This is a genomic window from Azospirillum tabaci (assembly GCF_014596085.1).
Classification (GTDB): Bacteria; Pseudomonadota; Alphaproteobacteria; order Azospirillales; family Azospirillaceae; genus Azospirillum; species Azospirillum tabaci.
This window is the reverse complement of record NZ_JACCJY010000025.1, coordinates 1-23,867: the sequence shown is the minus strand read 5'-3', so window position 1 is coordinate 23,867 and position 23,867 is coordinate 1. Positions and strand designations below refer to the sequence as shown.

Below are 23,867 nucleotides of genomic sequence, written 5' to 3'. Positions count from 1 at the left end.
GACGCCATGGAAACCCGCACCAGCTACATCCTCGTGGGCAGCTTCGTGTTGGCCTTGCTCGCCGGCCTCTTCGTCTTCACGGTCTGGGTCGCCAAGATCCAGTTGGAGGAGACGCGCCAGCCCTATTACATCTACTTCACCGGCTCGGTGACCGGCCTTCAGGAGGGCAGCCCGGTGCGCTACCGCGGCATTCCCGTGGGCACGGCGACCGACATCCGCCTGGACCCCAACGACGTCAGCCGCGTGCGCGTGCGGATCGAGGTTCAGGAAGGCACGCCGATCAAGACCGACTCCATCGCCTCGCTGGAAGTGCAGGGCATCACCGGCGGCGCCTATGTGCAGATTTCCGGCGGCACGGAGATGAGCGAGCTTCTGCGCACGGCGCATGACGGCGGCATCCCGGTGATCCCGTCGCGCCCGTCGTCGCTGACGGTGTTCGTCGACGCCGCCCCGCAGCTTCTGAACCGCGCGCTGGACCTGACCAACCGGGTGGCGGACCTGCTGACCCCGCAGAACCAGGCGGCCATCGCGGAAATCCTGGCCAACACCCGCACGTTGACCGGCGAGCTGGCCCGCGCCAGCCAGGGGCTGGACGGCACGCTCGCCCAGGCCAACCGGACGCTCCAGGGCTTCGAGACGGTCGGTCCGCAGCTCGGCCAGACGATGGAGCAGGCGCAGCGCACGCTGGCCGCGGTGGAGAGCGGCACCAAGACGCTGACGGGCGACCTGCACACGTTGGCCGGATCGCTGAACAAGACCGCCAACCAGCTCAACGCCATGATCGGGGAGAACCGCGGGGCGCTGCGCGACTTCACCGGCGGCGGGCTGTATGAACTGACCTTGCTGATCTCGCAGTTGCGCGACCTGTCGGGGCAATTGTCCCGGGTCGTGACGCGGATCGAGAACGACCCGTCGAACTTCCTGTTCGGCGGAACCCGCCAGGGCGTGGAGGTGCGTGGACGATGACGAGCCGTTTGATGAAAGGAGTGGGAGCGGCGCTGCTGGCGGTCGGCCTGATGACCGGCTGCGCGGCGTTGAACCCCACCGCGCCCAGCCTCTACACGCTGACGCCGGGAAAGGTGGCGGAGTCCCTGTTGCCGCCGGTAAGGTGGCAATTGCTGGTGGAGCCTCCGGCGGCCAGCGCCGGGATCGATACGCCGCGCATCGCGGTCACCCGCTCCGCCACCGCGCTCGATTACTTCGCCGGGGTGTCCTGGGCCGACCGGGCGCCGAACATGGTGCAGGGGCTGATCGTCCAGTCCTTCGAGGACAGCCGGCGGATCGTCTCGGTCGGGCGGGATTCCGCGGGGCTGCGCTCCGACTTCGTGTTGAAGACGGAACTGCGTGATTTCCAGGCGGAATTCGGTGACGCCAGCGCCGTGGCGCCGGGCCGGGTGCGGGTGCGGCTGTCGGCCAAGCTGGTCGCCATGCCCAACCGGGCCATCGAGGCGGGCGAGACCTTCGACGCCGTGGTGCCGGTGCGCGGGCCGGATTTCACCGACGTGATCGCCGCCTTCAACACGGCGCTGGGTCAGGTGCAAGGCGCGCTGGTGGACTGGACCCTGCGGCGGGGCGAGGCGGTGTTCCGTACGGACTCCGGCCGTGTCGGTTCGGCGCTTTCCCGTTAAGGAAAGCGCTTGCTATGCGTACAAAGCCTCATACGTAATAGGGATCAAGGAAGGGCAGGGGCTGACGGGACAGAGCATCCGATGATGGAGCTTTCTGAGCTTTCGCGCGACGAGTTGCAGGCGATGTCGGAGGCCGCGCGGGAGGTCCGGCTGTGCCAGCGCGTGCTCGCCAAGACCGGCGACACGGTGGTGGGGGAGCTTCTGCGCGGGCACGGCACGCTCTACGAATGGCGGCACTACCCGCCGGGCGACGTCTACGATGCCGAATACCATGCCCAGTACTATTACCACTGCCACCCCGAGGACGAGCGGCCCGACGGCGAGCACGGGCACTTCCACACCTTCCTGCGCCCGCTGGGCATGCCGCCGGGCATGGAGCCGGTGCCGCTGAAGGATTACGAGGAGCCGGACAACCCCAACGACGCGCTGTCCCATCTGGTGGGGATCGCCATGGACGTGGCGGGGCAGCCGGTGCGCCTGTTCACGACGAACCGTTGGGTGACGGGGGAGACGTGGTACGCGGCCGACGACGTGATCCGCATGCTCGACAGCTTCACCGTGGACCACGCTCGGCCGTCCTGGCCGGCGAACCGCTGGATCACCGCGATGGTGCGGCTGTTCCGGCCGCAGATCCTCAGCCTGCTGCACGAGCGCGACCGGACGGTCGCCGCCTGGAGCGATCGGCATCCGGAGGGCTGGGTCTACGAGGATCGGGCGCTGGAGGTTACCTCGCAGATCCTGATCTCAGTGGAGGAGCAGATCGCGGCGGTGGAGCACGCGTTGCGCGGCGTGCGGCGGCGGTCCTCCGTGCTGCCGGAACCGCCGCGCTTCGTCACGCCTTGATGAAATACCCTCTCCCGCCCCGGGAGAGGGAAGGGGCCCACGCATCAGCGTGGGAAGGGTGAGGGTGCCTGCAATGGGCCAGCGCTTGATCTTTGCGCGACCCTCACCCGGCTCTCAGCGGATGCCGGAGGCATCCGCCTGTCGCCGTCAGCGCTGGCTTTCAGCCAGCGTGAGAGGCGCCTCCGGCGCCACCCTCTCCCGGGACGGGAGAGGGCTTTCCTCACACCGGCAGCAGCGCCTTGCCCGTGCTGCCCGGAACCTGCCGGGCCTGGGCCATCACCGCCTTCTGGACCTTCTCGAAGGCGCGCACCTCGAGCTGGCGCACGCGCTCGCGCGAGACGTGGAAGTGCTGGCTCAGCTCCTCCAGCGTCAGCGGCTCGTCGCGCAGGCGGCGGGCCACCAGGATCTGCCGCTCGCGGTCGTCCAGAACGCCCAGCCCCAGCTTGAGGAACTGTTGGCGACGCTTGCGCTCCTGCGCACCGGCCAGGATCGCTTCCTGGTCGGGGCTCTCGTCCGCCAGAAGGTCCAGCCATTCGCTGTCGCCATCCTCGGCCAGGGTGGCGTTCAGCGAGCGGTCGGTGCCCAGCCGGCGGTTCATCTCGATCACGTCGGCCTTGGAGACGTCCAGCTCCGTCGCGATGCTCTCCACCGCTTCCGGAGACAGGTCGCCGCCGAAGGTGCCGTTCTCGGCGTCCTGCAACTGCGCCTTCAAGCGGCGCAGGCTGAAGAACAGCTTCTTCTGGGCCGCCGTGGTGCCGATCTTCACCAGCGACCAGTTGTGCAGCACATATTCCTGGATCGCCGCCCTGATCCACCAGGAGGCGTAGGTGGCGAAACGGAACCCCTTGTCGGGGTCGAACTTCTGGGCCGCCTGCATGACGCCGACATTGCCCTCGGCGATCAGGTCGGACAGGGGCAGGCCGTAGCCCTGATAGCCGCGGGCCATTTTGAAAACGAGCCGGAGGTGGCTGCCGATCAGCTTGTCGAGGGCGCGGCGGTCCTGCCGCTCCCGCCAGCGGATGGCGAGGTCGCGTTCCTGCTCAGGGGTGAGGTAGTCGTACTTGCGGGTTTCTTTTAGAAAGAGGGTGAGGGGTTCGCCAGAAACTGCCAGTTCCGTCAAAGAGCTTCTCCTGATTCCGGCATCCTCGGGAAACACCCTGCAATGGACCGATGGCCCCCGGCCCGGCTGGCCGGCGGGGCCATCGGAGCGGGGTGGGATCGGCTGTGGCCCAGGGCCGGCCGTGACTGTGTGGATGTCGGCAAGAGCTTAGAAATAAGAGATCGCAGGCGCGGTTCAAGGGGTGGGGGGAAAGAAAGTATCCGCAACCGGAAAACGGGAACTCCCTGAGACAGGCCGCGTTTGGGGTCGGTCGGGCCGGCTGGAATCGGCCCTGTGACCGTCAACGGAGGACCGCGGCCATGGAGCTCGATCCGCTGCTTCTGTCGCGAATCCAGTTCGCTTTCGTGATTTCTTTTCACATTCTTTTCCCCTCTTTTACGGTAGGGCTGGCCTGCTGGATCGCGGTTCTGGAGGCGCGGTGGCTGATCACCGGCAAGGCCCTGTACCGCAGCCTGTCGGAATTCTGGACGCGGATCTTCGCCATCTCCTTCGGCATGGGCGTGGTGTCCGGGATTGTGATGACCTACCAGTTCGGCACGAACTGGAGCCGCTGGTCCGACATCGTCGGCAATGTGCTGGGTCCGCTGATCCAGTACGAGGTGGTGACCGCCTTCTTCCTGGAGGCCGCCTTCCTCGGCATCCTGCTGTTCGGGCGGGACCGCGTGCCGCGGGGCATCCATTTCATGGCGGCCGTGCTGGTGGCCACCGGGACGGTGCTGTCCTCCTTCTGGATTCTGTCGGCGAACAGCTGGATGCACACCCCGGCGGGGGCGGAACTGCGCGACGGGCGGTTCTTCGTCACCGACTGGTGGGCGGTGGTGTTCAACCCGTCCTTTCCCTACCGTCTGGCCCACATGCTGACGGCGATGTTCCTGACCACCGGATTCGTGGTGGCCGGCATCAGCGCCTATTACCTGCTGCGCAACCGCTTCCTTGAGCACGCGCGGGTCGGGCTCAGCATGTCGCTGGCGCTCATCACCATCCTGGCACCCTTGCAAATCTTCCTCGGCGATCTGCACGGGCTGAACACGCTGGAACACCAGCCGGCCAAGATCGCCGCGATGGAGGGCCATTGGGAGGGCGGGGCGCGGGCGCCGCTGATCCTGTTCGCCATCCCCGACAACGAGGCGGAGGCCAACCACGCGGAAATCGCCATTCCCGCCCTCTCCAGCCTGATTCTGACCCACGAGTGGGACGGGGTGGTCCCCGGCCTGAAGAATTTTCCGGTGGAGGACCGGCCCAACCCGGAGATCCTGTTCTGGACCTTCCGCATCATGGTGGCGATCGGCATGATCATGCTGACGGTGGCGCTGATCCATCTGGTGCAGCGCGTGCGCGGGAAGCTCTACAGCCCGCACTGGTTTCACAAGCTGCTGGTCGGCTGCATGCCGCTGGGCTTCATCGCCATCCTGGCCGGCTGGTTCACCACCGAGATCGGGCGCCAGCCCTGGGTGGTCTACGGCATGATCCGCACGGCGGACGCTGTGACCCCAGCCTTGACCGGCGGGGCGGTGCTGACCTCGCTGATCGTGTTCATGATGGTCTACGCCATCATCTATGGGGCCGGGACCTATTACCTGTTCCGGCTGCTGACCATCGGACCGTCGCGGTTGAACGACGAGGATCTGGAGATTCCGGCGGTGGCGCAGGGCCACCAGCCGAAGCGGCCCCTGTCGGTGCCCGGCGAATCCATCGAACCCGCGGAGTGACGTCCATGGAAGGCAGCCTGCTGACCCTCGCCTGGGTCGCCATCGTCGGTTTCGCCGTCTTCATGTATGTGCTGATGGACGGCTTCGACCTCGGCATCGGCATCCTCTACCCCTTCGCCCCCAGCGAGGAGGCGCGGGACGTCATGATGAACTCCGTGGCGCCGGTCTGGGACTTCAACGAGACGTGGCTGATCCTCGGCGGGGCGGGGCTGTTCGCGGCCTTCCCCATCGCCTACGCCGTCGTTCTGCCGGCGATGTATCTGCCGCTGCTGGTGATGCTGATCGCGCTGATCTTCCGCGGCGTCGCCTTCGAATTCCGCTTCAAGGCGCGGAGCAGCCGCCATTTGTGGAACAAGGCCTTCTTCCTGGGTTCGCTGCTCGCCACCTTCGCGCAAGGGGTGGTTCTCGGTTCCTTCATCCAAGGGATCGAGGTGGAGGGACGCAACTTCGCCGGGACCATGCTGGACTGGCTGACCCCCTTCAGCCTGTTCTGCGGCGTGGCGCTGATCGCCGGCTACGCGCTGCTGGGAAGCACGTGGCTGATCTGGCGGACCATCGGCATCCTGCAGGACTGGTGCTTCCGTGTGGCGCGACGGCTCCTCATCGTGGTGCTGGTTCTGGTCGCGGCGGTCAGCCTGTGGACGCCCTTCCTGGACGCTTCCATCGCCGCGCGCTGGTTCTCGGTTCCCAACATCCTGCTGCTGTCGCCGGTGCCGCTGATGGTCGGCTTCCTCGCCTTCGGCCTGTGGCGGGCGCTGGACGAGGGGCGGGAGGTGCTGCCCTTCGCCTTCGCCATGGGGCTGTTCGCCCTGTCCTATCTGGGGCTGGCGATCAGCCTGTGGCCGGTGCTGATACCGCCGGGGATCACCGTGTGGCAGGCGGCCGCCCCGCCGGAAACCCAGGTCTTCCTGCTGATCGGCATGGCTTTCCTGATTCCGACAATCCTGATCTACACCGCCTACAGCTACTGGGTTTTCCGCGGGAAGGTGACGGGCGCGATCGGTTATCATTGATGGCGGCGATCATTGAGAACCCGCCCAACGCTGGCGTACAACAGCCGACCCCTTTCGACGGAGACCGCGCCATGACCCCAGACACCGCCCCGGACATCAGCTTCGCCGAGGTGATGCTGCGCAAGGGCGCGGAACTGCTGCAGGACACCATGCCGGACGATGCGTCGGAGGAGGCGGTGAACATCATGGCCCGCCGTCTCGCCATCGCCGCGACAATGGATGCGCCATTGGTTGTCCACGCCGAGGGCGGTGGGCGGCCCGAGATGTTCGAGGAGGCGATGCGGCTGGCCGGAGTCTCCGCCGGGGAGCGCGCCGCCGCCCTGGCCGAGGCCCGGCAGGACGAACGCGCCGTGGTGTTCGAGTTCGACGGCACCGGCCCGCTGACCGGCAACCGCGTGATCGCCGCGGTGATTCGCCCGGAGGACCGGACGGACCTTCTGGAGGCCTACATCGCCATCGGGCGCCTGCGCGACGGGACCGCCCAGGTGACCGTCGCCCCGGCAACCTTGCGCCTGGACGCCCGCGCGCTGGCGGAGACGCTGGCGCTGATCGGTCCGGCGGCGCAGCACAGCGTCAACGCCGCCAACGCCGCCATGGCCCACGCGGCGGGCATCACCGCCCTGCCGGGCCATGAGCTGGACAGCCTGCCGGGCGCCCTGATCGCGCTCTACTGGCACGCCTTCTGCCTGTCCTCGGCCCGCACGCGGCTGCGGCCCACCGGGCCGAACGCGCCGACCCTGCATTGAGCTCCGGGAATCAGCGCATGAGGGTGCTGTTCCGCGCCGACGCCGGGGCATCCATCGGGGCCGGGCATGTCATGCGCTGCCTCGCCGTGGCGGAAGCCGTGCAGGAATTGGGCGGCGACGCCCTGTTCGCCGTGGCGAGCCTGCCTCCGGCTTTGGAAGAGCGGCTGCACGCTGCCGGCATGGCCACGCACCGGATCGACGCCGCCCCTGGCAGCGCCGCCGACCTTGCCGCGACCCGCGCCATCGCGGTGGAAGCCGGTGTTGCCGCCGTCGTGCTGGACGGCTACGGGTTCGGGGAAGACTGGCGGGCCGGACTGGCCGGTACGGGGCTGTGCATCCTGGCCTTCGACGACGCAGGATCGGGGGAGCCCATCCACGCCCGACTGATCGTCAACGCCGCGCCGGACGCCGCGTCGCTGCCTTACCGTAAGGGCAACCCGGACGCCCGGCTGCTGCTCGGCCCCGCCCACGCGCCGTTGCGGCGGGAGGTGCGGGAGGCCGCGGCGGCGCCCAAGCCGCCGCTGGAGGAACGCCGCGGCCTGCTGGTCACCTTCGGCGGCTCCGACCCGCTGGGGCTGACGGCTCCGGTGATCGAACGCCTCGCGCCCCGCCTGCCGCCCGGCGTCTGGCTGGATGTGGCGGTCGGCGGGGCGGTGCGCGACGCGGCCGCGGTGGAGGCCGCGGCGGGATGTTTCAAAGACAGCGTGCGGCTGCACCGCGACACGCCGCGCATGGGGCACCTGATGGCGCAGGCCGGGCTGGCCGTTTCGGCGGCGGGCACCACGACGGGGGAGCTGGCGGCCATCGGCACGCCCGCCGTCCTCGTCACCATCGCCGACAACCAGTTGGAGGCCGCCCGCCAGTCGGAAGCCCTGGGCTGGTGCGCCCTGGTGGCTGGGCAGACCGAAGGCGCGGCCGAGCGGATCGCTGACATGGCGCTGGAGCTTTGGGCCGATCCGGCGCGGCGGCGGACCATGGCGGGCAAGCTGGCCGGGATCGTCGATGGCCGGGGCGCCTTGCGCATCGCGCAGGCGCTGGCGGAGGCCGTCACGAACGCCGACGCTCCCATTAACCCTCTCCCCTCCGGGGAGAGGGGAGGGTGAGGGCGATGGTGGTCGGGCGCGGTTACCCCGCGGTGAAGCCGCCGTCCACCGGAAGCACGGTCCCGGTTATCCAGCGCCCACTGTCGGCCAGCAGATAGGCCACCGCGTCGGCCACGTCCTGCGGCGCGCCGTAGCCCAGCGGGTGGGCGGCAGCCAGCGCCGCGTTCTGCTCCGCCGGCAGCATGGCGAACTGCTTCTCCGCCTTGGCGCCCAGCACCACCGCCGGGGCGACCACATTGACGCGGATTCGCTTGTCGGCCAGTTCCAGCGCCAGCGATTGCGCCACCGAGACCAGCGCAGCCTTGCTCGCGGCGTAGAGTGAGCGGCCCTTCTGGCCCTTCAGCCCGGCGACCGACCCGACATAGACGATCGACCCGCCGCCCGGAGCGAAGACGCCCTTCTGGTGGAAGCCGCGCGCCAGCATCAGCGAGGCCCCGACATTGAGCGTGAAATAACGGTCGAACTGCGCCCGGTTGACCTGCCGCAGCACGGAATAGCCCTGCTCAGACGCGGAATGGACCAGCCCGGCGAAGGGGCCGCCCGCCTCCGCCAGACCCTTCATCCAACCGGGGACGGCGTCGAGGTCGGTCAGGTCGAAGGGTGCGACGCTGTGCCGCTCCGGTTCGTCCAGAAGCGCGCGTGTGGCCTCCAGCGCGTCGGCGCGGCGGCCGACCAGCGTGAGGGCGGCGCCCAGCCCGGCCAGGGTCCGGCAGATCTCCCGCCCTATGTCGCTGTCGGCGGACGCTCCGGTCACCAGCAGGCGCCGTCCCGTGAGGTCGAGCGGGTTGCGCATGGTTCGGCGGCTCAGGGAGTCAGCAGGGGGAAATCGTCGGGGATCTCCTGCACCTCCGGGGCCGGGATCGGCCCGACGTCGGCGACCACGGCGCCCCAGGACCAGCCGACGCCGAAGCCGGCCAGCAGCATCTTGCGCGTGCCGGTGGACAGCGCCTCGCCCAGCCGATGGCTGACCGCCAGCGGGATGGAGGCGGAGCTGGTGTTGCCGAAATCGTGCATGTCCACGAGGAATTTTTCCGGCGGGAACTTGGTCTTCTTACGCAGATGCTCCAGCATGAAGGCGTTGGCCTGGTGCATCACGCAGAGGTCGATGTCCTCGACCCCCACGCCGGCGAACTCCAACGTCTCGCGGACCAGCGGCGGCACGGCGCGCAGCGTGAAGGCGAAGACCTCCGCCCCATTCAGCGCCAAGCGGGAGTCGGTGAACATGCGCTCCTGCTTCTCCGCCGGCCAGGGCTCGCGGCCCGGCACCAGCGAGTTGCGGCGCCCGCCGGCTTTGACCCAGATGTTCTTGGCGCCGCCGCCGTCGGTACCGACGACGACGTGGATCGGCGCGGCCCCTTGGCTGACCTCCAGCGCCACGGCTCCGCCTGCGTCGCCGAACAACGGTAGGGTGGAACGGTCGCCTGGCACGAGGTGGCGCGAGCTGGTGTCGCCGCACAGCACGATCGCCCGCCGGCCCGTCGATCCGCCGAGCAGCCGCCCGGCCATCCACAGCCCGTAGACGAAGCCGGAGCAGCCCAGATTGACATCGAAGCAGGCCGCTCCCGTGGGCAGTCCCAGCCGCTTCTGCATGACGCAGGAGGTCGCGGGCACGTTGTAGTCGGGGTCCTGCGACACGAAGACCAGCACGTCCACGCTGGACGGGTCCCAGCCGAGCTGGGCGAGCAGCCCCTCCGCGGCCGCCACGCACATGTCCGACGCGCAGATGTGCGGCGGGGCGATGCGCCGCTCGTACACGCCGGTGGTGGCGAACAGCTTCTCCGCCTCCTCCGCCGTGAAGAGGGAGTGGTCCTCCAGGAAGGAATGGCGGTGCGGCGGCACGGCGGCCCGGAAACCCGCGATGCGCACGCCCTCGATGATGGCCTTCACCGGATGCTCCCTCCCTCCGCCGCCTTTCCGTCCGTCCTGGACTTGGGCGAATTCGGAGACTATTAACCGAAAGAACGCTAAGGGTCGAATGATTAACGAACCGATAAATGGGATCAGCCATGGATGACCGGGTTCAGCAAAGCCGGCTTTCGCCCCCGCCCGACATGGTGATCCCGCCGCAACGTTACTCCGGCGAGGCCAATCACGCCGAAGAGGCGGCGCGAATCTTCCGCCGCTGCTGGATGTTCGTTGGATTTACGGACGACCTGCGCAACGACAACGACTTCATCACCGCCGACATCGCCGGCACCTCGGTGCTGATTCAGAATTTCGACGGGGAGCTGCGGGCCTATCACAACGTCTGCACGCACCGCTATTCGCTGATCCATCTGCGACCCTGCGGCAACGGCAAGCCGGTCTGCCCCTATCACGGCTGGGTCTTCAACCGCGACGGCGTTCCTGTCGGCATCCCCGGCAACCGCGAGCATTTTGGGCTGGATGACGCCGCGAAGAAGCGTCTCGCCCTGCGGCGCTTCGAGGTGGCGGTGCGGGGCCGCTTCGTCTTCATCCGGCTGGAGCCGGCCGGGGCGGGGCTGGACGAGCAGCTGGGGGCTTACGGCGCCGTCCTCGACCATCTGTCGGAGCTGTTCACCGACCGTATCGACGAGGGCGTGCTGCCCTGGAACGCCAACTGGAAGGCGGCGCTGGAAAGCGCGCTGGAGGTCTACCACGTCGACGCCACCCACCCGGAAACCTTCAAGGGCTACGTCAAGAAGGTGTGGATCTGCTCCTACGAGGGCGAGCATTCGCGGGGCGTCAGCCAGCTTTCCGATGGCTCGGCGCGCTGGTGGGACGGGGTGACCCAAAAGATGGGTTTGCCGCGCAGCGACCGGCTGGAAAGCTACGACCATTATCTGATCTTCCCCAACCTCGCCATCGGCGTCTCCCACGGTGCGCTGATGAGCGTCCAGACCTACGACCCCGTCGGGCCGGACCGCTGCGACCTGCATTACCGCCTGTTCCTGGGCGAGACGTCCAAGCCGCAGACCAAGGGCGGGGCCGCGCGCAAGGCGGTGGAGGCCAACGTCGCCGGCTTCAACCGCACGATCCTTGGCGAGGACCAGCGCGTCGCCGAATCCACCCATAAGGGGCTGAAGCAAGCGCAGGCTCCGGCCGTTCTCGGCTCCTGCGAGGAGCGCATCGCCGCCTTCCACCGGGCGTGGCTCGCCCGCATGGCCGCCGAATGAGCCGAGACATGACCAAGGACATGAGCCCGCTCGTCGATCTCACCGGACGGCACGTCCTGGTCACCGGCGCCTCCGCCGGGATCGGGCGGGCGACGGCGCTGCTCGCTGCCAAACTCGGCGCGCGGGTCACCCTCAACGGGCGCGACGCCGGGCGGCTCAATGAAACGCTGGCGCTTCTGCCGGGGGAGGGGCATCGGAGGGCCGCGTTCGACCTGTCGGACAGCGATGCCATCCCCGGCTGGGTCAAGGCGCAGGCGGAATCCGGCGGCCCCATCGCCGGGCTGGCCCATTGCGCCGGGGTTCAGATCGGCAAGCCGGTGCGCGGCGTCGATCAAGCCTTCTTCGACGGCATCCTGCACGCCAACCTGCTGAGCGCGCTGGCGTTGGCCCGCGGCCTGCGGCAGAAGGGCTGCCACGCCGAACCGGCGGCGCTGGTGCTGGTGTCCTCCGTCGCGGCGGAGATCGGGCAGCCGGGCAACGTGGTCTATTCGGCGGCCAAGGGCGGGCTGGTCTCGGCCACCCGCGGGCTGGCCATGGAGTTCCTGCGCGACGGCATCCGCGTCAACTGCGTCGCCCCGGCGATGGTCGAGACGGAGATGATGGAGCGCTTCCGCCGCACCACCACGGCGGAGCAGTTCGAGGCGATCCGCGCCGCCCATCCCATGGGCTTCGGCAAGCCGGAGGACGTGGCCTCGGCTATCGCCTTCCTGCTGTCGTCGGCCAGCGGCTGGATCAACGGGGTGATGCTGCCGGTGGATGGCGGTTATCTGGCGACGTGACGCCGCACGCGTTCGAAGGGTAAGGGTTCATGTTCCGCTTCCGCCGACCGACGACCGACGATGCCGAGATGCTGCTGCGCTGGCGCACCGAGCCGTCGATCACCCGCTTCATGTTCACCGATCTGGAGAACCCGGACGTCGAGCGGCAGCGCGCGTGGCTGGCCGCGATGGATGCCCGCGCGGACTTCCGCCATTTCATCATCGAGCATGAGGGCCGCCCGGTCGGCTATCTTTCCTACTATGACATCGATCGAGTGCATCTGCGCTGCTCCTCCGGCTCGTACATCGTCGAGGAACGGGACCGGCGGAAGCTTGCCGGCTTCCTGCACTGCTTCATCATGGACTATTGCTTCTATGGATTGGGGATGAACAAGCTCTTCAACTATTTCATGGAGGGCAACGACACGGTCATCCGCATCCAGAGGGTTGTGAAAGCGCGCGAGGTCGGGGTGCTGCGTCAGCATGTTCACAAATATGGCCGTTTCCACGACGTCCATGTGTTCGAGACGCTGCGCAGCGATTGGGAGGGGCACCCCCATATCTTTTCGCGCGAAACCACGCTGACCGCCTTCGCGGAATAGGCTGTGCGGCGGGGGGCTTACGGTGGGCGGTCGGCCGGGAAAGTTCGCCGTCACCCCCACCGAATGTTTGACCAATCCACCGCCGACGCGGTATGCGGCGGGGGTGGGGGCGGCGCCGTGGCGCCGGAAGCATGAGGGGAAGCACGGTGCGGCCTGAGGAAGCCTTGACGGACATCGACGTCACGCTGCTTGCCGGCGGTCTCGGCTCGCGCATGCGGGGCGTCTCGGGCGACACGCCCAAGGTGCTTGCGCCCATCGCGGGCCGCGCCTTTCTCGGACATCTGCTGGACCATCTGGCGGCCTACGGCGCGCGCCGGGTGGTGCTGTGTCTGGGCCATCTGGCCGACCGGGTGACGGCGTGGCTGGCCCAGGGCGACACCAACCGGTCGTTGGACGTCGTCTGCCAGATCGAGCCGAGCCAGATGGGCTCCGCCGCGGCGCTCGCCTACATCCGCAAGGACCTGAAGGCCGGCACCGTCCTGGTGATGAGCGGCGACACCTTTCTAGACGCCGACCTGCGCGCCTTCGTCGCCTCGCACCGCCTGTCGGGAGCGGAGGCGTCGGTCCTGTGCGTGGAGGTGGAGGACGCCGCCCGCTTCGGCCGGGTGGAGGTCGGTCCGGACAGCCGGGTCCGCCAGTTCCTCGACAAGGCGCCGGGGCGCGGGGTCATCAACGCCGGGGTCTATCTCTTCTCCGCGGCCTTCCTCGACCGCATCGCGGCCTCCGGGGCCAGTTCGCTGACCCGCGACGTGCTGCACAAGATGCCGCCGGGAACGCTGCACGGCCACGTCGCCAAGGCGCGCTTCATCGACATGGGCACGCCGGAAAGTCTGGCGGTCGCCGCCAGCGTGATCGGCGGCCGCGAGACCTGAGCGGAGCGGGCGCCGTGGCGACGCTGGACGAGGCGCTGGCCACCGCGCTCGACCTTCACACCGCCGGGCGGACGGAGGAGGCCGAGACCCTCTACGGGCGAATCCTCGACGCCGTTCCGGACGAGCCGAACGCCCTCCACCTCTATGGCCTTCTCTGCGCCCAGGGCGGGCGGTTTGAGCAGGCCGCCGGACTGCTGGGTCGGGCGGTGGCGCTGCGCCCCGGCCTGCCCGAATACCGCGCCAACCTCGCGAAGCTGCATCAGGCCCGCGGCAATCCCGCCGCGGCGACGGAGGAATACCGCGCCGCCCTGTGTCTTTGTCCCGATTCGGCGGCGCTCGCCTTTCCGTTGGCGGGAGCGGCGCGGCAGGCGGGGCAGGGTGGGCTCGCCGTGGCGGCCTACCGCCGCACGATCATCATCCAGCCCGACCTTGCCGAACCGATGGTTCAGACCGGCATCCTGCTGCGCTACGAAGGTCGGACCGGCGAAGCGGTGTCCGCCTTGCGCCGCGCCGTCCGGCTGCGCCCCGACCATGGGGAGGCGTGGCACCATCTCGGCGTGGCGCTTCAGCGCGTCAAGGACCCGGCGGCGCTGGCGGCGCTGATGCACGCCGCGGCCCTGCTGCCGGAAGACGCCACGGTTCGGCTCAATCTCGGCCGCGCCCATTATGACGCGGGGCGCTGGGACGCCGTCGCTGCGGCCTTGCGCAGCGCGCTGGCGCTCGACCCGGCGCACGACGGTGCGTTGGAGCTTTTCGCCGCTGCCCGGCGCAAGACAGGTCGGGAGGAGGAGGCCATGACGGCGCTGCGCCGTCTGCTGCGGCTGCGTCCGGACGCGGCGAACGGCTGGCACGTGCTGTCGTTTGCCGAACCGGGCGGCTTGCGGACGCTCCACCGCGCTCTGGCCCTTCAACCGGATCACCGCAACGCGCTGAGCGGTCTGGCGAACCGGTTGCGCGACCGGCGGGAGGTCGTCGCGTCGCTGCGCCTGCACGATCGGGCCGTCCGCCTTCAGCCGGCCAGCGCCGAGGCGCGCTGGAACCGTTCCCTGGCCCGGCTCCTGGCCGGTGACTTGGCGGGCGGTTGGGAGGATTACGAGGCACGCTGGGGCGTGGCCGATTTCCCGACGAAGCCGCGCGGCCTGCCGCAGCCGCTGTGGAGCGGCGAGGACATCGCCGGGCATACCATCCTGCTGCACGAGGAGCAGGGGCGCGGCGACGCCATTCAGTTCGTCCGCTACGCCCCGCTGGTGGCCGCCCGCGGTGCCCGCGTGCTGTTGGAGGCCGGGGCCGATCTGGTTCCCCTGTTTCGCGGTCTGCCGGGAGTGGAGCGGGTCTTCGCGCGCGGCGAGCCCTTGCCGGGGTTCGACTGGCAATGCCCGCTGCTCAGCCTGCCGAGAGCCTTCGCCACCCGGCTGGAGACTATTCCCGCCGCCGCTCCCTACCTGACCGCGGACCCGGCGCGCGCCGCGGCGTGGCGGGAGCGGCTGGCCGGTGACGGTCTCAAGGTGGGGCTGGTCTGGGCTGGCAACCCGCAGTTCGCCGGTGACCGGGAGCGGTCGCCGGGGCTGGCGGCGCTGGCCCCGCTGTTGGCGGTGACGGGCTGCCGCTTTTTCGGCCTGCAACTCGGCCCCGGCCATGACGAGCTGGCGCAGCGGGCGATGCCGCCGTCGTTCACCGATCTGGCGCCGGAGATCCGCGACTTCGCCGACACCGCGGCGATCATGGCGTCGCTGGACCTCGTGGTGTCCTCCTGCACCGCGCCCGCCCATCTGGCCGGGGCGCTGGGCGTCCCTCTGTGGGTGCTGCTGTCCCACGCGCCGGACTGGCGCTGGCTGCTCGACCGCGCCGACAGCCCCTGGTACCCGACCGCCCGCCTGTTCCGCCAGCCCCGCCCCGGCGATTGGGGCGCGGTGGCGGGAGAGGTCGCGGCGGCGCTGGCCGAGCGGGTCTCCGCGCATTCTTGAAACCTTAACCACGCCGGGGCTATCAGGAGGCGGGGCGCAACACAGGCGCCGGTTGGGGGAACAGCATGTCCGACATCGCCGGGGAACAGGCCGTCACGCTGAAGGCCCTGCTGGCCGAGCGCCAGTTCAACGCCGACCGCCTCAACACCCTGTCCGCCCACTGCGAGCGCATGCGCCGCGAGCTGGAACTGGACGCCCGCCTGTCCATCGCCGAGGCGCTTCGCCGCGACCCGCCGACCGGGGAGACGGTGCTGATCCACTCCGTTCTGTTCCAGCTGACCGGCGACCTCTACCACTACGAGCGCATTCTCCATTACCTGCTGCTGGGCGGGGAGCGGGTCGGACCGCAGCTGATGCACTACACCTACTGGTGCATGGCGCGGCAGCTGTTCCTGGCGGCCTCGGCGCCGGACAAGCTGAGCGCCTTCGGCCCCTGCGACCTTTTCCGCTTTTATGAAGAACTGGTGTCGGCGGTGGCGCGGCGCTGGGGCGTCGTTCCGCCGCGCCACGCGCCGCGCGACGGGCCGATCCGCCGGGTGGCCGTGCTGACCAACCAGTTCACCAACGACCAGCACCAGCCCTCGCGCGACTGCTTCGACTACGCCAGCCGGCTTCAGGATGACTTCGGGCTCGACGTCGCCATCATCAACTGCAACACCATGCCGCTGCGGGCCGAGAGCCTGTTCGTTCCGCCGATGATCGCGGAGCTGGTCGCCGATTACGAGGGCGTCTTCGCGCTGAAGATGTTCGGTCGGCAGGTGAAGATGGCCTCCTTCACCGACCGCGCCTTTTCCAAGGACAAGCTGTCCACCATCGTCGGTGCCGTCGACGGCTATGACCCCGACCTGCTGGTCACCTTCGGCGGGGCCAACGTGGTGGGCGACCTGTTCGCGGTGACCGGCGCGCGGCCGGTGGTCTGCCTGCCCACCACCTCGGGCATGACCATCTCGCTGGCCCATCTGGTGCTGGGCTACGAGGAGGGGAACCACACGGACGCCATGCCGGCGCTTTACCGAGGCCCCTTCGCGCGGCGCTTCCGGCCCTTCACGCTGGGCTTCTCCCCACCCCCCACGGCGGGTGTCGGGGGCGATCTCGATCTGGGCGATGCCGCCTTCGTCTTCGCCGTGGTGGGCACCCGCCTGGATTTTGAGGTGACCGGGGAATTCCTCGCGCTGGCCGATTCCATCCTCGACCGCTGCCCCGGCGCAGTGATCGTCTTCGCGGGGGAGGCGGAGCAATTGCCGGCCCGGCTGACGGCGGCGCGCAACGGCGCGCGGATGCGCAGCCTGGGCCATCTCAAGGACATTCGCGCCTTCTACCGGCGCTGCCACGCCTACCTCAACCCGTCCCGCCAGGGCGGCGGCGGCAGCGCCGCCTACGCCATCGCGGAAGGGCTGCCGGTGGTCACGCTGGCCTGGGGCGACGTGGCGAGCGTGGCGGGGGCGGGCATTCCCGTGCCGGACGCAGCCGCCTATGTGGAGCGCGCCGCCGCCCTCGTCGCCGACCCCGCGCTGCGGGAGCGGCAGGCGGAGCTGTCGCGCATCCGTTTCCTGACCGTCGGCGACCGCCACCGCTGCGCCGAACGGCTGCTGGCCTATGGCGAGGAGGCGCGGGACCTTCTGCGGGCTGCCGCACAAAAGGAAGACCCGCCGTCCGCTTCCGTGGCAGAGTGATTCACGACCTTTACAGAGAGACCGTCCTCCGTGCCGCGCGACGTCATCATCAACGGCCGCCCCATCGGCCCCGGGCATCCGCCCTATCTGATCGCCGAGATGTCGGGCAACCACAAGGGCGACCTGAACCGGGCGCTCGCCCTGGTCGACGCCGCCAAGGAGGCCGGCGCCGATGCGGTGAAGCTGCAGACCTACACCGCCGACACTCTGACCATCGACCATGACGGGCCGGGCTTCCTGCTGGAGGGTGGGTTGTGGAAAGGCCGCACCCTGCACGACCTCTACCGCGAGGCCCACACGCCGTGGGAGTGGCACGGGCCGCTGTTCGAGCGCGCCCGCGCCATCGGCCTGACCATCTTCAGCTCCCCCTTCGACGACACGGCGGTGGAGCTGCTGGAGCGGCTGGACGCCCCGGCCTTCAAGATCGCCTCCTTCGAGATGAACGACCTGCCGCTGATCCGCCGTGCTGCCCGCTCGGGCAAGCCGCTGATCCTGTCCACCGGTCTCGCCACGCTGGGCGAGATCGGAGAGGCGGTGGAGGCCGCGGGCGACGCGCCGCTCGTTCTGCTCCATTGCGTCAGCGGCTACCCGACCCCGCCCGAGGACTGCAACCTGCGCACCATCCCGCATCTGGCGCAGGCCTTCGGTGTCGACGTCGGCCTCTCCGACCACACGCAAGGCATGGCGGTGCCGGTCGCCGCGGCGGCGCTGGGCGCGGTGGTGATCGAGAAGCATTTCACCCTGTCCCGAGCCGACGGCGGGGTGGACAGCGCCTTTTCCCTGGAGCCGGCGGAGTTCAAGGCGATGGCCGACTCCGTCCGCACCGCCTGGGCGGCTCTGGGCCGCGTCCATTACGAGGTGAAGCCGAGCGAGGCGGGGGGGCGCGACTACCGCCGCTCCCTCTACGTCACCGCCGAAGTGGCGGCGGGCGAGGCGCTGAGCGCCGCCAACCTCCGCTCCATCCGTCCCGGCTTCGGCATGGAGCCGAAACATCTCCCCGTCGTGCTTGGCCGCCGGGCCGCCCGTCCGCTGAGGCGCGGGGAGCCGCTGCGCTGGGACATGCTGGCCCCGGAGGACGAATGAGCGCCGCCACGGCCAAGCCGCGCGTCGTCTGCATCTCGCAGGCCCGCATGACCTCGACCCGCCTGCCCGGCAAGGTGTTGATGGACGCGGCGGGGCAGCCATTGCTGACGCATCATTTGGGCCGCTTGGCGCGCTGCCGGTCGCTCGACGCGCTGGTTCTGGCGACCACGGTGAACGGCACCGATGACCCGGTGGCGGAACTGGCGGGATCGCTCGGCGTGCCGGTTTTCCGGGGCGATGAGCAAGACGTTCTCGGGCGCTTCGCCGGGGCCGCCGCCATGGCTGGCGCCGACGTGGTGGTGCGCGTCACCGCCGACTGCCCGCTGATCGACCCGGCTCTGGTGGACCGCGTGGTGACCGCCTTCCTGGGATCGGCGCCGCCGCTGGACTATCTCAGCCTGGACGTCACCCGCTTCCCGCGCGGCCTGGACAGCGAGGTCTTCACCCGCGCCGCTCTGGACGAGGCCGCCGCCAACGCCAGTGAAGCGGCGGAGCGCGAGCATGTCACCGCCCACCTCTACCGCCGCCCGGAGCGCTTCCGCATCGGCGCCCCCCTGGCGCCGGAGGACGGCAGCGTCCTGGACCAGCGCTGGTGCGTGGACGAGGCCGCCGACCTGGAGCTGGTCCGCCGCCTGATGGGGGCGCTTCTTCCCGAAAATCCCGGCTTCGGCTGGCAGGATTGTTGCAAAGTTCTGCGTCAGCACCCTGAATGGGCCGACCTGAACGGCAGCGTGCGTCAGAACACGCTCCACTGAAACGGAGACACCACCATGGACCGCAAGGAATTCCTGCTCGCGCTCGACGAGATGCTGGAACTGGACGCCGGCACCCTGACGGGGGCGGAGGAGCTCGAATCGATCGATTCCTGGGACTCGCTGGCCGTCATCAGCTTCATCGCCCTGGTCGATGAAAAGCTGGGCCACGTCGTGGAGGGCGAGAAGCTCGTCAAGGCGAAGACGGTGGACGACCTTCTGGGTCTGGCCGGCATCGCCGTCACGGCCTGACGCTCCGGTGACGTCGACGGTTGAGCGTTCCCCGCGGCGCGGACGGGCCGACATCGAGGGTGGTCCCGCCTCCTATCTGTCGATGGGGCGGGGCGGCGTTCCGGCCCTGCTGCTGCACGGCTTCGCCGGGGATTCGCTGACCTGGCAGTTCAACGCCGCGGCGCTGGCCGCCGACCGCCGGGTGCTGGCGGTGGATCTGCCGGGGCACGGCGCCTCGACCCTGGAGGTCGGGGACGGGCGGGTCGGCGCCTTCGCGCCCTGGCTGCTGCGCTTGCTGAACGCGTTGGAAATTCCGCGGGTCCATGCGGTCGGCCATTCGATGGGCGGTTACGTCGCGTTGGAGCTGGCGCGGCTGGCTCCGGAGCGGGTGGCGAGCCTGTCGCTGGTCGCCAGCGCCGGCCTCGGCCCCGACTTCGACCTGGAGTTCCTGCGGCGGGTCGCCGCGCTGGAGACGGTGGAGGAGGGGCGGGACTGCGCCGCGCGCCTGTTCGCCCGGCCCTGGCTGCTGGCGGGACGCGTCGGCGAGGTGATGCACGCCCAGGCCGCCGATCCCCGCCGCCGCGCCGCCCTGGAGCGGATCATCGCCGGCTCCTTCGCGGAGGCGCACCGGTCGCCCGGTCCGGTGGACTGGACGGCCTTCCCGATGCCGATTCAGTTGTTGTGGGGGCGTGAGGACCGGATCATTCCGGTGCCGACCGCCGACCGTCTGCCCCCCGCTGCGCCGCTTCATCTCTTCGACAAGGCCGGGCACTTGCCGCATAGTGAGGCGGCAACCCCCGTCACGGCCATCCTCCGCGACTTCCTTTCCGCATGCGACTCCCAATGACCGATTCCATGTTCGCGCTGATCGCCGAAGAGCTTGCCCGCATCGCCGCCGACAAGGGGGAGACCCTGCCGGCGCTCGACCCGGATACGCGCTTCCTCGGCGGCGATCTGCCGATCGACTCCCTCGACCTCGCCACGCTGCTGGTGGTGCTGGAGCAGCGCACCGGCCAGGATCCCTTCCGCGCCGGCTTCGTCCAGTTCAACACGATCGGGGAACTGGCGGCCCTCTACCGTCCGGGCGTGCCCGCCGGGGCTGCATGAGCCTGCGGCCACCACCCTCCTGGCTGCATCCCGGTGTTCGTCTGATCGAGGCGGAGCGAAGCGTGGGATGGGGGGAGATCGCCGCGCAGGCCGACGCTTTCGAAGCGGCGTTTCGGGCGGCGGGCGGGCGGGTGGCCCTGCCGCCGCGGGGCGTGCCGGCCTTGGTCGCCGCCTTGGTCGCCGCCGAGCGGGCCGGGGTGGAATTGCGTCTGTCGCGCCGCACCACCGCCGCGGAGGCAGAGATCCCACACCACGAGCCGGGTTTCGCGGTGCTGCTGGAGACCTCCGGCACCACGGGCGCGCCGAAGCTGATACGGCATGACTTCCAACGCCTGCGCGGACGCCTGCGCGGTGCCACCGATCCGGACGCGCGCTGGCTTCTGGCCTACGAACCGGCGGCCTTCGCCGGGCTTCAGGTGATCCTGACGGCGCTGGCGGCGGGGGCGACCCTGGTGTCGGCGCCCGGCGCCGGAGCGGCGGACCTGGCGCGCCTCGCCGTGAGGCACGCGGTGACCCACATCAGCGCGACGCCCAGCTTCTGGCGCGCCTTCCTGCTGGCGCTCGATGGCGACGCACCGCCGCTGGCGGCGGTCACGCTGGGTGGGGAGGTGGCCGACCAGCCGTTGCTCGACCGGCTGGCGGAGCGTTTCCCGACCGCGAAGCATCGGCACATCTACGCTTCGACGGAGGCCGGAGCCCTTTTCGCGGTCGGCGACGGCAAGGCCGGTTTCCCCGCCGCGTGGCTGGACGGCGGCATCGACGGGGTGGGCCTGCGCCTGCGCGACGGCGTGCTGGAGGTGAGCAGCCCCCGCGCGATGCTCGGCGGTGACGGCGGCTGGCTGTCCACCGGCGACGTCGTGGAGGTGCGCGGCGACCGCGCCCTGTTCGCCGGGCGGCTCGACGGGCGGGTCAATGTCGGCGGCATCAAGGTCTCCCCGGAGGTGGTGGAGCAGGTGCTGCTGGACGTGCCGGGCGTGCGGGATGCCCTGGTCCAGGCCGCGGCCAACCCGGTCACCGGCCACATCCTGACCGCCCTGGTGGTCCCGGCGCCCGGGGTGGAGGAGGCCGTCTTGCGCGCCGCGATCCGCACCGCCGTGGCCGACCTGCCGTCCGCCGCGCGACCCCGTCTGGTGACCATGACCGGGAGCATCGCCCTGGGGGCGGCGGGCAAGAAGACGCGGAAAGGAACGGCATGAGCGGCAAACGGCACGTCATCGTCACCGGCGGCAGCCGCGGGCTGGGGCTGGGGATCGTCGAGGCGTTGCTGGCCGAGGGCTACCGCGTCTCCACCTGCAGCCGTGTGCCGAGCGAGGCGTTGGAGCGGCTGGCCGGGCCCGACCTGTTCTGGCAACCCTGCCGCATCGGCGACGGGGAGGCTGTGCGGGCCTTCATGGAGGCCGCGCTGGACTGGGGCGGCGCGTCTCCGCTCTGGGGGCTGGTCAACAACGCCGGGATCGCGCGCGAAGGCGTGCTGGCCACCTTCCCCGAGATCGACGTGGAGGAGGTCATCCAGGTCAACCTGACCGGGGCCATCCAGGTCGCCCGCGCCTTCCTGCGCGCCAAGCTGGTGAAGCGGGGGCCGGGGCGGATCGTCAACATCTCGTCGATCATCGGGCAGCGGGGCTACACCGGCCTGTCCGCCTACTCGGCTTCGAAGGCCGGGCTGGACGGGCTGACCCGCGCGCTGGCGCGCGAGGTCGGGCGGCTCCAGGTCACCGTCAACTCGGTCGCGCCCGGCTATCTCGCCACCGAGATGTCAGGCACGCTGGCCGAGGGGCAGCGCGACCAGATCGTGCGCCGCACGCCGCTGGGCCGTCTCGGCGAGGTGGCCGACGTGGTGCCGGTGGTCCGTTTCCTGCTGGGCGACGGGGCGGGCTTCGTGACCGGCCAGACCATCGTCGTGGACGGCGGCATCACCGGCTGACGGAAGGAGACGCCCATGGTGGCCAGCGTGATCGAGGGCGTCGCCCTGACCGGACTCGTCGCCTGCGTCCCGGAACGACGCGAGACGGTGGAGGATCTGGCCGTCCGCTTCGGCGAGGACGCCGCCCGCCGGATCGCCAAGGCGACCGGCATCGAAGCCCGCCATCTCGTGCCCCCTCATCAATGCACCTCCGACCTGGGGGAGGCCGCAGCGCGACGCTTGATGGACCGGCTGGGCTGGGCAGGGGACAGCGTTGACCTGCTGGTCATGGTCACCCAGACCCACGACCATGTCCTGCCGGCTTCGGGCTATCTGCTCCACCATCGGCTGGGGCTGGGCAAGGGGGCGGCCGTGCTCGATCTGACTCTCGGCTGCTCGGGCTACGTCCACGGCCTGTGGACCGCGTCGGCGATGCTGAAGGCGGCGGGTGGGCGGCGCGCCCTGCTGATCGCGGGCGACACGACGTCGCGTGTGATCGACCCCGACGACCGCGCCGTGGCGCCCCTGTTCGGCGACGCCGCCACGGCGACGGCGCTGGTGGCGGAGGAAGGAGCCGCGCCCATGGTCTTTGCGCTGGGCAGCGACGGTGCCGGCGCTCCCTATCTGGCCGTGCCGGGCGGCGGGCTGCGGCGCCCCGGCGAGCCCGCGCACCTGTTCATGGACGGCACCCAGGTCTTCGCCTTCACCCTGCGGGAGGTGCCGGGCAACATCCGCGCCGTTCTGGAACGGGCCGGCTGGACGATGGAGGCTGTGGACCGTCTGGTCCTGCATCAGGCCAACGCCCAGATGATCCGTCACCTCGCGCAGAAGCTCGGCGCCACGCCCGATCAGACGGTGGTCGGGCTTGCCGGATTCGGCAACACCAGCTCCGCTTCCATTCCTCTGGCGCTGGCCTCCGAATTGGATGCGGCGCTGTGCGGCGGCCCGTTGCGCCTCGTCCTGTCGGGATTCGGCGTCGGCTGGTCTTGGGGAAGCGTGGCGCTGACCACCGGCCCGCTCGCCGTCTGCGAGGTGGTGACCCTCCCTGCAAGCCCGGCAGAATCTGCCGGATCGGATGCGCAACCGGCAAAGGGTGCCGAGCGGTCGGCAATTCCTGCCGAGTCCCCGGCAAAATTTGCCGCCCCCTGATTTTCCCAGAGGCAGGATTTTCCCGGCGCTGGCGGCAATTTTGATCTGGCCCGTTTATTGCCTAGCGGTAGCCCGAGGGAATTAGTCCCTCTCCGTGCGCGCAACGTCGTACGGATCGACATCCTCCAAAAGGAGTGACTTCCATGGCTACCAGCGACATCTCCCTGTCTTCGTCGATGCGCACGAACCTGCTGCAGCTGCAGGGCGTCCAGGACTCGATCGCGAAGAAGCAGAACATCCTCGCCACCGGCAACAAGATCAACTCGGCGCTCGATGGCCCGACGTCGTTCTTCGCGGCGAAGAACCTGACCCAGCGCGCCGGCGACCTGACCGCGCTGAAGGACACGATGGGGCAGGCCATTAGCACCATCAAGGCCGCCGACAAGGGCTTGACCTCGATCGACGACATGATCGAGCAGGCGCGCGGTCTGACCACCGCCGCCTATTCCGCTCTGGGCACCGACGCCGGCTCCGTCG

General features: G+C 69.8%; 25 protein-coding genes. 22 read left to right on the top strand and 3 right to left on the bottom strand.

The genetic code is table 11. The features are described 5' to 3' along the window. The first annotated feature begins 6 nt into the window (after nucleotides 1-6). The 3 genes from H0B54_RS20945 (at nucleotide 7) to H0B54_RS20935 (ending at nucleotide 2,471) form a co-directional block, all read left to right on the top strand. Nucleotides 7-966, top strand: coding sequence for an MlaD family protein (locus tag H0B54_RS20945; RefSeq protein WP_094306397.1), 960 nt, complete (start codon nucleotides 7-9; stop codon nucleotides 964-966). After that, nucleotides 963-1,628, top strand: a complete 666-nt coding sequence (locus tag H0B54_RS20940) for an ABC-type transport auxiliary lipoprotein family protein (protein ID WP_188261934.1) — start codon at nucleotides 963-965, stop codon at nucleotides 1,626-1,628. Before H0B54_RS20945 ends, H0B54_RS20940 begins: the two co-directional genes overlap by 4 nt. Before the next feature lie 81 nt (nucleotides 1,629-1,709). Next, nucleotides 1,710-2,471: a DUF6969 family protein gene (locus H0B54_RS20935; protein ID WP_188261933.1), complete on the top strand. Its 762-nt coding sequence runs from the start codon at nucleotides 1,710-1,712 to the stop codon at nucleotides 2,469-2,471. Nucleotides 2,472-2,691: 220 nt separating this feature from the next. On the opposite strand, the gene rpoH is transcribed toward H0B54_RS20935, so the two are convergent. Further along, on the bottom strand, nucleotides 2,692-3,591 hold the full coding sequence (gene rpoH / locus H0B54_RS20930) for an RNA polymerase sigma factor RpoH (protein WP_094306394.1): 900 nt from the start codon (nucleotides 3,589-3,591) through the stop codon (nucleotides 2,692-2,694). Nucleotides 3,592-3,890: 299 nt separating this feature from the next. Here rpoH and H0B54_RS20925 point away from each other — a divergent pair, with 299 nt between their 5' ends. The 4 genes from H0B54_RS20925 to pseG all read left to right on the top strand — a co-directional run bounded on the left by H0B54_RS20925 (nucleotide 3,891) and on the right by pseG (nucleotide 8,162). Next, nucleotides 3,891-5,300: a cytochrome ubiquinol oxidase subunit I gene (locus tag H0B54_RS20925; RefSeq protein WP_188261932.1), complete on the top strand. Its 1,410-nt coding sequence runs from the start codon at nucleotides 3,891-3,893 to the stop codon at nucleotides 5,298-5,300. 5 nt (nucleotides 5,301-5,305) lie between these two features. Continuing rightward, nucleotides 5,306-6,313, top strand: coding sequence for a cytochrome d ubiquinol oxidase subunit II (gene cydB / locus H0B54_RS20920; protein ID WP_188261931.1), 1,008 nt, complete (start codon nucleotides 5,306-5,308; stop codon nucleotides 6,311-6,313). 71 nt (nucleotides 6,314-6,384) lie between these two features. Next, complete coding sequence (locus tag H0B54_RS20915) at nucleotides 6,385-7,059, top strand: hypothetical protein (RefSeq protein WP_094306391.1); 675 nt, start codon at nucleotides 6,385-6,387, stop codon at nucleotides 7,057-7,059. 17 nt (nucleotides 7,060-7,076) lie between these two features. Continuing rightward, nucleotides 7,077-8,162, top strand: a complete 1,086-nt coding sequence (gene pseG, locus H0B54_RS20910) for a UDP-2,4-diacetamido-2,4,6-trideoxy-beta-L-altropyranose hydrolase (RefSeq protein WP_188261930.1) — start codon at nucleotides 7,077-7,079, stop codon at nucleotides 8,160-8,162. A gap of 22 nt (nucleotides 8,163-8,184) precedes the next feature. Here pseG and H0B54_RS20905 read toward each other — a convergent pair whose 3' ends face one another. Both H0B54_RS20905 and H0B54_RS29965 read right to left on the bottom strand, forming a co-directional pair. Continuing rightward, nucleotides 8,185-8,955, bottom strand: a complete 771-nt coding sequence (locus H0B54_RS20905; RefSeq protein WP_188261929.1) for an SDR family NAD(P)-dependent oxidoreductase — start codon at nucleotides 8,953-8,955, stop codon at nucleotides 8,185-8,187. An 11-nt stretch (nucleotides 8,956-8,966) separates the two neighbouring features. Beyond that, the gene (locus H0B54_RS29965; protein ID WP_188261928.1) at nucleotides 8,967-10,049 is read right to left on the bottom strand and encodes a 3-oxoacyl-[acyl-carrier-protein] synthase III C-terminal domain-containing protein; all 1,083 of its coding nucleotides are present in this window, start codon (nucleotides 10,047-10,049) and stop codon (nucleotides 8,967-8,969) included. A gap of 119 nt (nucleotides 10,050-10,168) precedes the next feature. Between H0B54_RS29965 and H0B54_RS20895 the strand changes: the two genes are divergently transcribed. The 15 genes from H0B54_RS20895 to H0B54_RS20825 form a co-directional block, all read left to right on the top strand. Then, nucleotides 10,169-11,296 (top strand): aromatic ring-hydroxylating oxygenase subunit alpha, encoded by a 1,128-nt coding sequence (locus H0B54_RS20895; protein WP_188261927.1) that lies wholly within the window; start codon nucleotides 10,169-10,171, stop codon nucleotides 11,294-11,296. 8 nt (nucleotides 11,297-11,304) lie between these two features. Continuing rightward, nucleotides 11,305-12,075 (top strand): SDR family NAD(P)-dependent oxidoreductase, encoded by a 771-nt coding sequence (locus tag H0B54_RS20890; RefSeq protein WP_188261926.1) that lies wholly within the window; start codon nucleotides 11,305-11,307, stop codon nucleotides 12,073-12,075. Between the two features lie 29 nt (nucleotides 12,076-12,104). Next, nucleotides 12,105-12,656, top strand: a complete 552-nt coding sequence (locus tag H0B54_RS20885; protein ID WP_188261925.1) for a GNAT family N-acetyltransferase — start codon at nucleotides 12,105-12,107, stop codon at nucleotides 12,654-12,656. A 164-nt stretch (nucleotides 12,657-12,820) separates the two neighbouring features. Beyond that, nucleotides 12,821-13,528: a sugar phosphate nucleotidyltransferase gene (locus H0B54_RS20880; RefSeq protein ID WP_236778230.1), complete on the top strand. Its 708-nt coding sequence runs from the start codon at nucleotides 12,821-12,823 to the stop codon at nucleotides 13,526-13,528. A 14-nt stretch (nucleotides 13,529-13,542) separates the two neighbouring features. After that, nucleotides 13,543-15,492 carry a tetratricopeptide repeat protein gene (locus tag H0B54_RS20875; protein WP_343068990.1) on the top strand — a complete coding sequence of 650 codons (1,950 nt, stop codon included), beginning with the start codon at nucleotides 13,543-13,545 and terminating at the stop codon, nucleotides 15,490-15,492. Between the two features lie 65 nt (nucleotides 15,493-15,557). After that, the gene (locus tag H0B54_RS20870) at nucleotides 15,558-17,165 is read left to right on the top strand and encodes a glycosyltransferase (RefSeq protein WP_188261924.1); all 1,608 of its coding nucleotides are present in this window, start codon (nucleotides 15,558-15,560) and stop codon (nucleotides 17,163-17,165) included. A gap of 30 nt (nucleotides 17,166-17,195) precedes the next feature. Beyond that, a complete protein-coding gene (gene pseI, locus H0B54_RS20865; protein ID WP_188261923.1) occupies nucleotides 17,196-18,248 on the top strand; it encodes a pseudaminic acid synthase in 1,053 nt (350 codons plus the stop codon). After that, nucleotides 18,245-19,003, top strand: coding sequence for a cytidylyltransferase domain-containing protein (locus tag H0B54_RS20860; RefSeq protein WP_188261922.1), 759 nt, complete (start codon nucleotides 18,245-18,247; stop codon nucleotides 19,001-19,003). Before pseI ends, H0B54_RS20860 begins: the two co-directional genes overlap by 4 nt. 15 nt (nucleotides 19,004-19,018) lie before the next feature. Further along, nucleotides 19,019-19,252, top strand: a complete 234-nt coding sequence (locus H0B54_RS20855; RefSeq protein ID WP_188261921.1) for an acyl carrier protein — start codon at nucleotides 19,019-19,021, stop codon at nucleotides 19,250-19,252. A gap of 7 nt (nucleotides 19,253-19,259) precedes the next feature. Beyond that, entirely contained in the window at nucleotides 19,260-20,078 is an 819-nt protein-coding gene (locus H0B54_RS20850) for an alpha/beta fold hydrolase (RefSeq protein ID WP_188261920.1), read from the top strand. Then, nucleotides 20,075-20,338 (top strand): acyl carrier protein, encoded by a 264-nt coding sequence (locus tag H0B54_RS20845; RefSeq protein WP_188261919.1) that lies wholly within the window; start codon nucleotides 20,075-20,077, stop codon nucleotides 20,336-20,338. The genes H0B54_RS20850 and H0B54_RS20845 overlap by 4 nt, the downstream gene beginning before the upstream one ends. Then, nucleotides 20,335-21,534, top strand: a complete 1,200-nt coding sequence (locus tag H0B54_RS20840; RefSeq protein WP_188261918.1) for an ANL family adenylate-forming protein — start codon at nucleotides 20,335-20,337, stop codon at nucleotides 21,532-21,534. The genes H0B54_RS20845 and H0B54_RS20840 overlap by 4 nt, the downstream gene beginning before the upstream one ends. Continuing rightward, entirely contained in the window at nucleotides 21,531-22,262 is a 732-nt protein-coding gene (locus tag H0B54_RS20835; RefSeq protein WP_188261917.1) for an SDR family NAD(P)-dependent oxidoreductase, read from the top strand. Before H0B54_RS20840 ends, H0B54_RS20835 begins: the two co-directional genes overlap by 4 nt. Nucleotides 22,263-22,277: 15 nt before the next feature. After that, nucleotides 22,278-23,390 (top strand): 3-oxoacyl-ACP synthase III family protein, encoded by a 1,113-nt coding sequence (locus tag H0B54_RS20830; RefSeq protein ID WP_188261916.1) that lies wholly within the window; start codon nucleotides 22,278-22,280, stop codon nucleotides 23,388-23,390. A 143-nt stretch (nucleotides 23,391-23,533) separates the two neighbouring features. Next, the coding region (locus tag H0B54_RS20825) for a flagellin N-terminal helical domain-containing protein (RefSeq protein WP_484463095.1) at nucleotides 23,534-23,867 on the top strand (334 nt) is incomplete at its 3' end.

Coding starts and splice junctions, on each gene's coding strand:
- H0B54_RS20940 (WP_188261934.1), top strand. CDS start 963: ATGACGAGCCGTTTGATGAAAGGAGTGGGAGCGGCGCTGCTGGCGGTC.
- H0B54_RS20945 (WP_094306397.1), top strand. CDS start 7: ATGGAAACCCGCACCAGCTACATCCTCGTGGGCAGCTTCGTGTTGGCC.
- H0B54_RS20915 (WP_094306391.1), top strand. CDS start 6,385: ATGACCCCAGACACCGCCCCGGACATCAGCTTCGCCGAGGTGATGCTG.
- H0B54_RS20895 (WP_188261927.1), top strand. CDS start 10,169: ATGGATGACCGGGTTCAGCAAAGCCGGCTTTCGCCCCCGCCCGACATG.
- H0B54_RS20830 (WP_188261916.1), top strand. CDS start 22,278: ATGGTGGCCAGCGTGATCGAGGGCGTCGCCCTGACCGGACTCGTCGCC.
- H0B54_RS20935 (WP_188261933.1), top strand. CDS start 1,710: ATGATGGAGCTTTCTGAGCTTTCGCGCGACGAGTTGCAGGCGATGTCG.
- H0B54_RS20885 (WP_188261925.1), top strand. CDS start 12,105: ATGTTCCGCTTCCGCCGACCGACGACCGACGATGCCGAGATGCTGCTG.
- cydB (WP_188261931.1), top strand. CDS start 5,306: ATGGAAGGCAGCCTGCTGACCCTCGCCTGGGTCGCCATCGTCGGTTTC.
- H0B54_RS20890 (WP_188261926.1), top strand. CDS start 11,305: ATGACCAAGGACATGAGCCCGCTCGTCGATCTCACCGGACGGCACGTC.
- H0B54_RS20860 (WP_188261922.1), top strand. CDS start 18,245: ATGAGCGCCGCCACGGCCAAGCCGCGCGTCGTCTGCATCTCGCAGGCC.
- pseG (WP_188261930.1), top strand. CDS start 7,077: ATGAGGGTGCTGTTCCGCGCCGACGCCGGGGCATCCATCGGGGCCGGG.
- H0B54_RS20870 (WP_188261924.1), top strand. CDS start 15,558: ATGTCCGACATCGCCGGGGAACAGGCCGTCACGCTGAAGGCCCTGCTG.
- H0B54_RS20925 (WP_188261932.1), top strand. CDS start 3,891: ATGGAGCTCGATCCGCTGCTTCTGTCGCGAATCCAGTTCGCTTTCGTG.
- H0B54_RS20855 (WP_188261921.1), top strand. CDS start 19,019: ATGGACCGCAAGGAATTCCTGCTCGCGCTCGACGAGATGCTGGAACTG.
- H0B54_RS20905 (WP_188261929.1), bottom strand. CDS start 8,955: ATGCGCAACCCGCTCGACCTCACGGGACGGCGCCTGCTGGTGACCGGA.
- H0B54_RS20845 (WP_188261919.1), top strand. CDS start 20,075: ATGACCGATTCCATGTTCGCGCTGATCGCCGAAGAGCTTGCCCGCATC.
- H0B54_RS20835 (WP_188261917.1), top strand. CDS start 21,531: ATGAGCGGCAAACGGCACGTCATCGTCACCGGCGGCAGCCGCGGGCTG.
- H0B54_RS20840 (WP_188261918.1), top strand. CDS start 20,335: ATGAGCCTGCGGCCACCACCCTCCTGGCTGCATCCCGGTGTTCGTCTG.